The 11,348-nt window shown below is 72.9% G+C and carries 7 protein-coding genes; 4 read left to right on the forward strand and 3 right to left on the reverse strand.

The annotated features are described in order from the left end of the window. Positions 1-11 precede the first annotated feature (11 nt). Positions 12-926: a LysR family transcriptional regulator gene (locus tag AC5L38_RS10425; RefSeq protein ID WP_495242550.1), complete on the forward strand. Its 915-nt coding sequence runs from the start codon at positions 12-14 to the stop codon at positions 924-926. 112 nt (positions 927-1,038) lie between these two features. Continuing rightward, positions 1,039-1,683 (forward strand): LysE family translocator, encoded by a 645-nt coding sequence (locus AC5L38_RS10430; protein ID WP_495242551.1) that lies wholly within the window; start codon positions 1,039-1,041, stop codon positions 1,681-1,683. Positions 1,684-1,857: 174 nt separating this feature from the next. On the opposite strand, the gene AC5L38_RS10435 is transcribed toward AC5L38_RS10430, so the two are convergent. Both AC5L38_RS10435 and AC5L38_RS10440 read right to left on the reverse strand, forming a co-directional pair. Continuing rightward, on the reverse strand, positions 1,858-2,811 hold the full coding sequence (locus tag AC5L38_RS10435; protein WP_495242552.1) for an aldose epimerase family protein: 954 nt from the start codon (positions 2,809-2,811) through the stop codon (positions 1,858-1,860). Continuing rightward, entirely contained in the window at positions 2,808-3,779 is a 972-nt protein-coding gene (locus AC5L38_RS10440) for a LacI family DNA-binding transcriptional regulator (protein WP_495242553.1), read from the reverse strand. Before AC5L38_RS10440 ends, AC5L38_RS10435 begins: the two co-directional genes overlap by 4 nt. A gap of 495 nt (positions 3,780-4,274) precedes the next feature. On the opposite strand from AC5L38_RS10440, the gene AC5L38_RS10445 reads away from it, so the two are divergent. Both AC5L38_RS10445 and AC5L38_RS10450 read left to right on the forward strand, forming a co-directional pair. Next, a complete protein-coding gene (locus AC5L38_RS10445) occupies positions 4,275-5,447 on the forward strand; it encodes a Gfo/Idh/MocA family protein (RefSeq protein ID WP_495242554.1) in 1,173 nt (390 codons plus the stop codon). A 287-nt stretch (positions 5,448-5,734) separates the two neighbouring features. Further along, positions 5,735-7,066 (forward strand): pectate lyase family protein, encoded by a 1,332-nt coding sequence (locus tag AC5L38_RS10450; RefSeq protein WP_495242555.1) that lies wholly within the window; start codon positions 5,735-5,737, stop codon positions 7,064-7,066. A gap of 398 nt (positions 7,067-7,464) precedes the next feature. On the opposite strand, the gene AC5L38_RS10455 is transcribed toward AC5L38_RS10450, so the two are convergent. Then, positions 7,465-11,196, reverse strand: a complete 3,732-nt coding sequence (locus AC5L38_RS10455) for a family 78 glycoside hydrolase catalytic domain (protein WP_495242556.1) — start codon at positions 11,194-11,196, stop codon at positions 7,465-7,467. Positions 11,197-11,348 lie beyond the last annotated feature (152 nt).

Here is an 11,348-nt window from a genome sequence, read left to right on the forward strand (position 1 = left end):
AAAGTTAATACATGCTCGATATCGTGCGTCTTCGCGTCCTCGCCTCGGTGTCCCGGCACGGCTCGGTGACCGCGGCGGCGAGGGAGCTGCACTACTCCCAGCCCTCGGTGAGCCACCACCTCGCGAAGCTGGAGGCCGAGACCGGGGCCAAGCTGATCCAGCGGGTCGGCCGGGGCATCCGGCTGACCGAGGCGGGCCGGCTGCTCGCCGAGCGGGCCACCGAGATCATCGGCCGCCTCGACTCCGCGTCCGCGGAGCTGTCGGCGCACGTGGGCCTGCGTGCCGGGCGGGTCAGGCTGGCCGCCTTCCCCTCCGCCCTGGGGACGTTCGTGCCGGAGGCCGCCGCCGTCCTCGCCGAGGGGCACCCCGGCCTGGAGCTGCGGCTGACCGAGACGGAGCCCCCCGACGCGCTGCGCATGCTCAAGGCCGGCTACGTGGACGTGGCGGTCATCTTCCGCTACGACGAGACCGCCCCCGAGCCCGACGGGATCCGGCTGCTCCCCCTGATGGACGACCCCAGCTACCTGATCACCGCCGGTCCGGCCGGCGAGCTGACCTCCTACCGCGACTCCCGGTGGATCGGCGGCTGCGACCGGTGCCGGACCCACCTGCTGGAGCTGTGCGCCAGGGCCGGCTTCGAGCCGGAGATCGCCTTCACCACCGACGACGTCGTCGCCGTCCAGGCCCTGGTCGCCGCGGGGATCGGGGTGAGCGCCCTGCCGGGGCTCGCCCTGCACGCCCACCGGAACCCGAAGATCAGCACGACCGAGCTTCCCTGCTCGACCCGCCACGTCTACGCCGCCACCTACGGCGAGCCCCCCGACCCCCCGGCCACCACCGCCCTGCTGACCGCCCTGACCTCGGTGACCTCGGTGACCTCGGTGACCTCGGTGACGTCTCCGCGGGCCCTTGTGGAACACCCGTGATCTGCCCGGCCGGGCCCTCCTGACGGCCTGACGGCACGGCCCCCGCGGGCGAGCACCGTCCGGCGGCGAAAATGGGAGGCGCGGGGAAAACCGGTGAGCCTACGATCCGGGCATGCCAGATCTGCCCGCTCTCGCGCTCTTCGCCGCGGCGACCCTTGCCCTGCTGCTCGTCCCGGGGCCCGCGGTGCTCTACATCGTGACCCGCAGCGTCGCCCAGGGCCGGTCCGCCGGGCTGGTGTCGGTGCTCGGCATCCACCTCGGCTCGCTGGTCCACGTGGCCGCCGCCGCCCTGGGCATCAGCGCCCTGCTCGCGGCCTCGGCGACCGGGTTCACGGTCGTGAAGTATCTCGGTGCCGCCTACCTGGTCTGGCTGGGCGTGCGCAAGCTCATGACCCGCCCGGCCGGGGAGGAGTCCTTCGAGCCCCGGATCGACACCAGGTCCCGGATGTTCTGGGAGGGCTTCGTGGTCAACGTCCTCAACCCGAAGACCGCGATCTTCTTCCTCGCCTTCCTGCCGCAGTTCGCCGACCCGCAGGCCGGGCCGATCGCCCCGCAGATCGTGCTGCTCGGCCTGATCTGGACGGTGCTCGGCATGGCCAGCGACGGCGCCTTCGCCCTGCTCGCCTCGGCCATGGCCGGCCGCCTGCGCCGCTCGGCCCGCGCCCGCCGCCGCCTGGACGTCACCAGCGGTGTCGTCTATCTCGGCCTGGGGGCCGTCGCGGCCCTCAGCGGCGAGCACTCCACGGCCAGGGCCTGAGGGGGAGGTCGCGCGAGCACGACCTCCGCCCGCCGCCATGCCCACGGGAGACGCTGACGGCTCGCGGGACCGGGACCGGGACCGGGCCCGGCCTGGTCGGCGAGGGGCGGGTCGCCGCCCCTCGCCGGCCCTCTGCTTCCGGCTGCTTCCGGCCCGCCGGGGCTACCGGGGCCGTCAGGTGAAGCGGTAGGTGGTGGTGGAGGCGAACCGCTCGCCGGGGCGCAGGACCACCGAGGGGAAGTGCGGCTGGTTGGGCGAGTCGGGGAAGTGCTGGGTCTCCAGGCACAGGCCCGCGTGCTTGCCGTACGCGGTGGCGACGCCGTCCAGGAAGTTGCCCGTGTAGAACTGCACGCCCGGCTCGGTGGTGGTGACCTCCATGGTGAGGCCTCCGGCCGGCTCGCGGACCTCGATGCCGCCGCGCAGGACGTAGCAGTGGTCGTAGCCGCCGCCCAGCAGGGGGTCGGCGACGCGCTCGCCGATCTCCCGCGGCGAGGTGAAGTCGAACGGGGTGCCGGCGACCGGGGCGATCTCCCCGGTCGGGATCAGCGTGGCGTCGACCGGCAGGTAGTGGTCGGCGTCGATGCGGACCACGTGCTTGAGGACGTCGCCGCCCCCGGCGAGGTTGAAGTAGGAGTGGTTGGTGAGGTTCAGCACGGTCGGCGCGTCGGTGACCGCGTGGTAGTCGAGCCGGATCGCGTCGCCGGTCAGCGTGTAGGTGACCGAGGCGGTGAGCGTGCCGGGGTAGCCCTGCTCGCCGTCCGGGCTCACGTGCTCCAGGGTCACGGCGGTGCCGGAGGCGTCGGTGATCCGCCAGACCCGGGTGTCGAAGCCGTGCGGCCCGCCGTGCAGGCTGTTGGGGCCGTTGTTGACCGGCAGCTCGTGGTCGCGGCCGTCGAGGGTGAAGCGCCCGTTCGCGATGCGGTTGCCGTACCGGCCGACCACGGCGCCGAAGTAGCGGCTGCGCGTCAGGTAGTCGCCGAGGTTGTCGTAGCCGAGGACCACGTCGCGGCCGGAGACCTCCAGCGACTGCAGGATCGCCCCGTAGCTGAGGATCGCGGCGCGCATCGGCCCGTTCGACAGCACGTGCCGTTCGACCCGCTCGCCCGACGGGGTGGTTCCGAAGCTCATGTGCGCACCTCTCCGGTGGATTCACGGACGACCAGGCTGGTGTCCAGGGTGGCCAGGGTAGGGGTGGCGCCGTCGCCGAACGACTGCAGCAGCAGGTCCACCGCCATCCGCCCGGCGGCGGCCGTGGGCATGGCCACGGTGGTCAGCTTGGGCCGGTTCAGCCGTCCAGGGACGATGTCGTCGACGCCGACGACGCTGATGTCGTCGGGGACGCGCACGCCGCGCTCGTACAGGCCCTCGATGAGACCGATGGCCACCAGGTCGTTGTAGGCGAGCACGCCCGTCACCCCGGAGGCGACCACCTCGGCGGCGACGGCGAGGCCGCCCTGCTCGGTGGGCGCGTTCGGGCCGAGGATCACCAGCTCGACGCCCTGCGTCGCGGTGGCGGCGGCGCGCATCTCGCCGCTGGTCCAGGAGCCGCTCGGCCCCAGGAGCAGGGCGATCCTGCGGTGGCCGAGGCCGGTCAGGTGCTCGATCGCGAGGCGGGCGCCCTGGCCGACGTCCATCAGTATCGTCGGCATGCCCTTCACCCGCCGGTTGACCACCACGAACGGCACGTCGGCGTGCAGGCGCTCGATGACCCGGTTGGACAGCCGGGGGCTGCAGAGCAGGACCCCGTCGACCTGCTTGGCGAGGGTCTGGATCAGCTCCTCCTCGACCTGCGGGTCCTCGTCGGTGTCGGCCACGAACACGTGGTAGTCGCGGGCCCTGGCGTGCGCCTGGGCGGCCTTGATCAGCGGCGGGAAGAACGGGTTGGAGATGTCGGCGACGATGAGGCCGATGTTGTGGGTCCTGCCGGTGGTGAGGGCCCGCGCGGCGCGGTTGGGGCGGTAGCCGAGATCCTCGGCGACGGCGAGCACGCGGTTGCGGGTCTCGGTGTTCACCAGATGCGGCGCGGAGAAGGTGCGGGACACCGTCGAGACGTGCACTCCCGACGCCCGCGCCACATCCCTGATCGTCGCTGCCACCTTGCTCCTTCGCCCTGGGCCGGCACCGGGCCCTGAAGCACATTAGTGCAAGCGGTTGCGTGACTGTCAACGCCGGAATCGGATGCTTTGCGAAGCGATACGGGATCGGCCATGCGCCCCTGGCTATCAGAAATACCGAAAAATCCGCAGATGGGCAACGCTTTATGAAATTGGGCCCTTGACGTTGCTGGAATATGTCCGCAATGTTTCTTGCAACCGGTTGCAGCGCGCGACGCCGACCTGGAAGGAGTCACCGGCGATGGCAGTCACCACGGCGAATCCCCCATGCCCGTGACGGCGAGGCCCCGGCACCGGTGACGCCCGTGGCGGCGGTCCCCTGACGAGTGAGGAGCGGTGAGCGGCCGATGACACGAACACGCGGAAGAGCTCGCCGGACCGACCAGGTCCGGCCCGGCGCCGGTCGGGCGGTGAGCGGCCGATGACGGTGCGGCGGGCCCGGCCCGGCGAGCGGGGACTGCGATGGGAGATGGCGTGATGGAACCGGTTCGCGTGGTGCTCGCCGGGGCGCGCGGGCACGGCTGGTGGCACCTGTCGAACGTGCGGCGGCTGGCCGGGGCCGGGCTGGTGGACCTGGTCGGGGTGTGCGACGTGCGGCCCGTCGGCGACCTGCCCCGGGGGGTGGAGTTCTCCGGCGACCTGGTCGAGCTGATCGGGCGTACCGGCGCCGAGGTGACGATCCTGTGCACGCCCATCCACACCCACGCCGAGCTGGCGGAGAGGGCGCTGCGCGCCGGCTCGCACGTGCTGCTGGAGAAGCCGCCCGCCGCCACGTACGAGGACTACCTGCGGATCGCCGAGGTGGCCGGGGAGACCGGGCTCGCCTGCCAGGTGGGGTTCCAGAGCCTGGGCTCGGGGGCGATCCCGGCCGTCCGGCGGATGGTCGCCGAGGGGGCGATCGGCCGGGTCACCGGGATCGGCGCGGCGGGCGCCTGGGAGCGCCCCTACTCCTACTACGGCCGGGTGCCGTGGGCCGGGAGGCGCGAGGCCGGCGGCGTCCCGGTGATGGACGGCGTCCTCACCAACCCGCTCGCGCACGCGACCGCGACCGCGCTGGCCGTCTCCGGCGCGGGGGTCGAGGACGTCGAGGTCGAGCTCTACCGGGCCAACGCGATCGAGGCGGACGACACCTCGTGTGTGCGGGCGCGGATGGACGACGGCACGGTCGTGACGGTCGCGGTCTCGCTGTGCGCGGACCGGCGGCACGAGCCGTACCTGATCGTGCACGGCGAGAGCGGGCGGATCCGGCTGACCTACACCGAGGACCGGGTCGAGTTCGACGGGACCTCGGTCGTCCATCCCAGGACCGACCTGCTGGAGAACCTCGTCGCGCACGTCCGCGACGGCGCAGGCCTGCTCGTGCCGCTGGAGAGGACCGCCGGTTTCATGCGCGTCCTGGAGGCGGTGCGGCTGGCGCCCGAGCCCCTGGCCATCCCGGACGTGTTCCAGGAGGTCGGCGACGAGCGCCGGGTGCTGCCCAGGATCGCCGAGGTGACGGCCGCGAGCGCGGAACGGCTCGCGCTCTACTCGGAACTCCGGGTGCCCTGGAGCGGGCTCCGTCCCAGGGCGTCCGGCTGCGGCCTGCCCGACGCGGCGCGGCCGGCGCCCACGCGGTCACGACATGTCGACGGACACGACACGGAGAGGTAGAGAGCAGATGATCACACGCTCGAAACGCCCGGCGGTCCCGAGACCGGCGTGAAACCGGAATTCCGGAAGGTCCCCCGGGGCGCCACGGCCCCCGAGGACCTCCCGGACACGTTCGCGGCCGAGCCGACCGAAGCGCAGGCGTCGTACGAGCAGCGCGACGGCGGCCGAGCCGTCAAAGCGGGGCGGGCGCGTCCATCCCTGACCTGGGCGCGCCCGCCTCCACCATCCGGAAGGCTCTCGGGGGCCGTACGGAGCCTCCCTCCCACCTGACCTGCGGAGGAACACCCGTGAAACGAGCCGTCGCGCTCACGACCCTGCTGTCCCTGGCGGTCCTCGCCGCCCCGCCCGCGTCCGCCGGCGCGCTGGCGGCCGACGTCCCGGAGACCGCCGCCCCGTCCTCGCCGGAGACCGCGAAGCGAAGGCCCGACCTGGGCCGCCAGACCCTGCCCGCGAACGACGGCTGGGCCGCCGAGGGCACCGGCACCACCGGCGGCGCCGCCGCGCCCGCGTCGAACGTGCACGTCGTCACCACCCGCACCGAGCTGGCCACCGCGCTCGCCGCCCCCTCACCGAAGATCGTCTACGTGAAGGGGACGATCGGCACCGACAGGACCTGCGCCGACTACGCGACCGGCGGCTACACGCTGGAGGCCTATCTCGCCGCGTACGACCCGGCGGTGTGGGGCAGGGAGACCGTTCCCTCGGGCCCGCTGGAGGAGGCGCGGGTCGCCTCGGCCGCCAGGCAGAGCGCCAACATCAAGCTCAAGGTCGGCTCGAACACCACCGTCGTCGGCCTCGGCGGGAGCGCGCGGATCCGGGGCGTCAACCTGCACGTCGACAAGGCCGACAACGTCATCATCCGCAACGTCCACTTCGAGGACACCGCAGACTGCTTCCCGAAATGGGACCCGACCGACGGCGCCGAGGGCAACTGGAACTCCCTCTACGACAACATCTCGGTGACCGGCTCGACGCACGTGTGGGTGGACCACAACACCTTCAGCGACGGCGACAACCCGGACTCGGACCAGCCTCGGTACTTCGGCAGGCCCTACCAGGTGCACGACGGGCAGCTCGACATCACCAACGCCGCCAACCTCGTCACGGCCTCCTGGAACCGTTTCTCCGGCCACGACAAGACGATGCTGATCGGCTCGACCAACAACCCGGCGAACGACACGGGCAAGCTGAAGGTCACCGTCCACCACAACCACTTCGACGACGTGCTCCAGCGGCTGCCACGCGTGCGCTTCGGCCAGGTGCACGTCTACAACAACTACTACGAGATCCCCGACGCCTCGACCTTCGAGTACGCCCTCGGCGTGGGCGTGCAGTCGCAGATCTTCGCGGAGAACAACTTCTTCCGGCTGGGCCGGGCGGTCGCCCCGGCGGACCTGCTCTACAACTGGGGCGGCACCACCCTCACCGCCAGGGGGAACGTGCTCCGCGTCGGCGGCAGGGTCACTCCCGTCGACCTCGTCGCCGTGCACAACGCCGCCTACGACCCCGACCTCGGCACGGACGCGGGCTGGACCCCCGTCCTGCACACGGCGATCGAACCGGCCCGGACGGTGGACCGCTCGGTCTCCCGGCACGCGGGCGTGGGCGAGGTCCACTGAGAACCGTCACACGCGGCCGTGGACGGCACCCGCCGAGAACCGTCACTCGCGGCCGTGGGCGGCACCCACTGAGAACCGTCACACGCGGCCGTGGGCGGCACCCGCCGAGGACGTCACACGCGGGCGTGGGCGGGATCCGCTGAGGACCGCCGCACGTCCCCGGACGGCCCGCGGTGGCGTCCGGGGCCCCTGACGAGCCCGGCGGATTCGGACGGACACCGGTTGGCCCCCGGAAGCCCGGCGAATCCGGCGGACGTCGAGGGACGCCCGAGGACACCCAGGGACACCTGAGGACCCCCTGGTGCACCTGGGGACACCGCGGGACCCGGTGGACCCGGGTGGCTCGTGAACGACGAGCCGCCCGGGTCCGCCCTTTCGGACCGGTTCCTCTCTCGTCGTCAGGCGGGCGCCGTGAAGGTGTAGGAGCCCGCGCCGAGCCGGAAGACGGCCGCGCCGCCCTCGTACCCCACGGGCACCGCCTCCGGCGGGCCGGTGACCGCCGCGGCCGAGGCCGAGGGGACCCGGACGGTGGCGGTGGCGTTCGCCGGGATCTCCACCCGCAGCGTCAGCGTCCCGCCGCCGATCGACCAGTCGCTGAGCGCCCTGCCGTACGGCGTCCGCAGGTCGGACCTGCCCGAGGTGAGCCCGCCGCCGGGGCGCGGCGCGATCGTGATCCGGCGGTAGCCGGGGTCGCCGGTGTCCGGCCCCAGACCCCCCACCGTCCGGTACAGCCAGTCGCCCACCGAGCCGAGGCCGTAGTGGTTGAAGGAGTTCATCCCCGGGTCCTGGAAGGAGCCGTCGGTGCGGATGCCGTCCCAGCGCTCCCAGATGGTGGTGGCCCCGCGACCGCTCATGTACCCCCAACCGGGATAGCCGGGCTGCAGCAGGATCTGGTACGCGGTGCCCAGGTGACCGTGGTCGGCCAGGACGGGCAGCAGGTTCTCCACGCCCAGGAAGCCCACGCTGAGGTGGCCGTCCCGCGACGCCACCTTCGCGGCGAGCCTGTCCGCGACCGCCTGGGCCCGGTTCTGCGGCACCATCCCGAACGACAGCGCCAGCACGTACCCGGTCTGGGTGTTGCCCGACACGGTTCCGTCGGCGGCGACGAACCTGGCGGTGAACGCCTGGGCCACCTGGTCGGCCAGGGTGCCGTAGGAGGCGGCGTCGGCGGTCCGCCCGGTGGCCGCGGCCATCCGCGACAGCAGCCGGGCGCTGTACCCGAAGTAGGCGGTGGAGATCAGGTCGTTCGCCGTGTTGTCGTTGACGTTCAGCCAGTCGCCGTAGGTCTCCTGGTTGCGGATCAGGTCGGCTCCCGAGGTGGAGCGCGAGTAGTCGACCCAGCGCTTCATCCCCGCGTAGTGCTCGTCGACGACGCGCAGGTCGCCGTAGCGCTGCCACAGCGTGTAGGGCACGATGACGCCCGCGTCCGCCCAGCCCGCCTTGCCCGCGCCGCAGCAGACGTCGGGGACCACGTCGGTGAAGGCGCCGTCCGCGCGCTGCGCGTCGGTCAGGTCGTCGGAGAACTTGTCCAGCAGGCCGTGGACGTCGAAGTTGAACGTCGAGGTCTGCGCGAAGATCGCGATGTCGCCGGTCCAGCCGAGCCGCTCGTCGCGCTGCGGGCAGTCGGTGGGCACCGACAGCATGTTGGAGCGGGCGCCCCACACGATGTTGTGCTGCAGCCGGTCGACCAGCGCGCTGGAGGAGTCGAAGGTGCCGGTCGGCGCGCCGCCGGTCCAGGCGGCCCGGCCGGTGAGGCTCGCGGTGGTCGGCGTGCCGGGGAAGCCGGTCAGCTCCACGTACCGGTAGCCGTGCACGGTGAACCTCGGCTCGTACACCTCGTCCGCGCCGGTCCCGGCGAGGGTGAACCTGTCGGTCTGCCGGGCGGCGCGCAGGTTGGCGGTGTAGATCGTGCCGTCGGCGTTGAGCACCTCGGCGTGCCGCATGGTCACCGTGGTGCCCGCCGGACCGCGTACCCGCAACCGGTTCCAGCCGGTGAAGTTCTGCCCCAGGTCCACCACCCACACTCCGGGCCTCGGCTGGGTCACCGACCGCGCGGCGATGTCCTGCTGCACGACCACGCCCGGGTCGACGGCCGACACGAGATTGGGCTTGGCCTCCGCGCGCACCCGCACCGCGCTCCAGCCGGAGTCGTCGAACCCGGAGGCGTCCCAGCCGGTACGGGCGGCGCGGGCGTCGTACTCCTCGCCGTGGTAGAGGTCGTCGGCGGTGATCGGCCCCGGCGCGGTGCGCCAGGAGGAGTCGGTCAGCACGGTGGTCTCGGTGCCGTCGGTGAAGCGGACCCGCAGCTGCGCCGAGTACCAGGGCTGGGTGCCGTACCTCTGGCTTCCGGCGAAGCCCAGCGATCCGGCGTACCACCCACGGCCGAGCTGCGCGCCGACGGCGTTGTCACCCTGGCGGACCAGCGAGGTCACGTCGAAGGCGCGGTAGGCCAGGCGCTTGTCGTAATCGGTCCAGCCTGGGGCGAGGACCTCCTGGCCGACCCTCGTGCCGTTGATCCGGGTCTCGTGCAGACCCAGCGCGGTGACCAGCAGCCGCGCCTCGGCCACCGGCTTGCCGAGCGAGAACCCCTTCCTGACGTACGGGGCCGCCTCGGCGGCCGTGACGTTCGAGGCCCACGGCCCGGAGCCGTAGGCGGCGACGACGCGGGCCGCGGGCCAGGAGGCGTCGGAGAAGCTCGGTTGCTCCCAGCCGGACGGGCCGCTCTGCGAGGCCTTCCACGCCCCGTCGGTGACGATCCGCGTGGTAGCGCCGCCGACGACGACCTCCAGCGCGGCGATCGCCCCGGCCGGGGAGACGGTGGTGTTCTGGGTGGAGACGGCCAGCGTGTTGGTCCCGGCCTGGAGCCGGGGGGCGACGTCGACGACCGCGGCGGACTTCCAGGAGTCGGTGGCGCGCGGCGAGGTGGCGACCTGGACGCCGTTGACCCACACGTCGGCGGTGTCGTCGCCGGTGACGGTGAGCCTGGCGCGGGTGATCGCCCCCGAGGGCAGCGTGAACTGGCGGCGCAGGAACCGGGTGGCCTGCGGCGCGCTCACCGCCGGGTCGCCCTCCGGGTACCAGATCCAGCTCGCGCCGGACAGGCCGGGAGCGGTGCCGGGCGCGCCGACGAAGGCCGCCCGCCACTCCGTCGCCGGGGCGAGCAGGCCGGTCTCGAACCAGTGCGCCGGGCCCCACCCGGCGGCGCGGCCCTGGGTGTCCCAGACCCGTACCCGCCAGTGGTAGCGCGTCTGGGAGGCCAGCGCGCCGCCCCCGTAGACCGCGTCCACCGACTTCCCTGACACGACGCGCCCGCTGTCCCACACGTCGCCGGTACCGGCCTGCGCGCGGGCCTCCGTCGAGGCGACGATGATCTGGTACGCCGCCTGGATCTGCCCGGGGGTGTTCGAGGTGAGCTGCCAGCCGAACCGGGGCCGGGCGGCGTCGACGCCGATCGGGGTGGCCCGGCGCTCGGTGACGGGCGCGGTGACCGTGAGCGGCGAGGCGGCGGCGAGGTCGGGGGCGGCGACGTCGCTGTTCCAGGGGGTGATGCCGTACGTCCCGGAGACGGCGGCGGCCGGCCAGGAGGAGTCGGCGAACCCGGGCTCGGTCCAGCCGGGGGTGACCGTCTCGGCGGCCTTCCAGGCGCCGTCGGTGACCAGCTCCACCGTGCCGCCCGCGGTGACGACCCGAAGCCTGCCGATCACCCCGGCCGCTCCGGCCGCGGTGTTGCGGGCCGCCACGGCGAGGGTGTTGGCGCCGGGACGGACGGCCGCGGCGAGGTCGACGTAGAGCGACCGCCGCCAGGAGTGCTCGGCCCGGGGCGAGGTCGCCAGCGGGACCCCGTTGAGCCAGACGTCGAGGGTGTCGTCCCCGGTCGCGACGAGCTGCGCCTCGGTGACGGCGCCCGCCGGGACGGTGAACGTACGCCGCAGGTAGCGGGTGCCCGCGGGGACGGACTGCCGCGCGTCCCCGCCCGGCGACCAGATCCAGCCGGCCCCGGCGAGCCCGACCGGGGCGGCGGCCCGCGCCGGGGCGGCGACGGCGGGCAGCAGCCCCGCCACCAGCGCGCAGAGGGCGAGTGTCCATAGGACCGTGCGTAACCGGGTGGGATGGAGGGAGGGGAATGGCATGCCGTCTCCTTGCGATCCGTGGGGGGCGAAAAGGCAGGGCGAACCAAGACGGAGTAAATCGATTTAAAGCTGACTGGACAGTAGATCAGCATTTCGTGGCCGTCAATGACCGATTAACGCGACATTTCCGACAGATCCCCACCCAGGTAAAA

The sequence above is a fragment of the Streptosporangium nanhuense genome, assembly GCF_059358815.1.

What these genes read in the sequence shown, in the direction of transcription:
- AC5L38_RS10425 (WP_495242550.1), top strand. Translation starts at nt 12, where the DNA reads ATGCTCGATATCGTGCGTCTTCGCGTCCTCGCCTCGGTGTCCCGGCAC.
- AC5L38_RS10430 (WP_495242551.1), top strand. Translation starts at nt 1,039, where the DNA reads ATGCCAGATCTGCCCGCTCTCGCGCTCTTCGCCGCGGCGACCCTTGCC.
- AC5L38_RS10435 (WP_495242552.1), bottom strand. Translation starts at nt 2,811, where the DNA reads ATGAGCTTCGGAACCACCCCGTCGGGCGAGCGGGTCGAACGGCACGTG.
- AC5L38_RS10445 (WP_495242554.1), top strand. Translation starts at nt 4,275, where the DNA reads ATGGAACCGGTTCGCGTGGTGCTCGCCGGGGCGCGCGGGCACGGCTGG.
- AC5L38_RS10455 (WP_495242556.1), bottom strand. Translation starts at nt 11,196, where the DNA reads ATGCCATTCCCCTCCCTCCATCCCACCCGGTTACGCACGGTCCTATGG.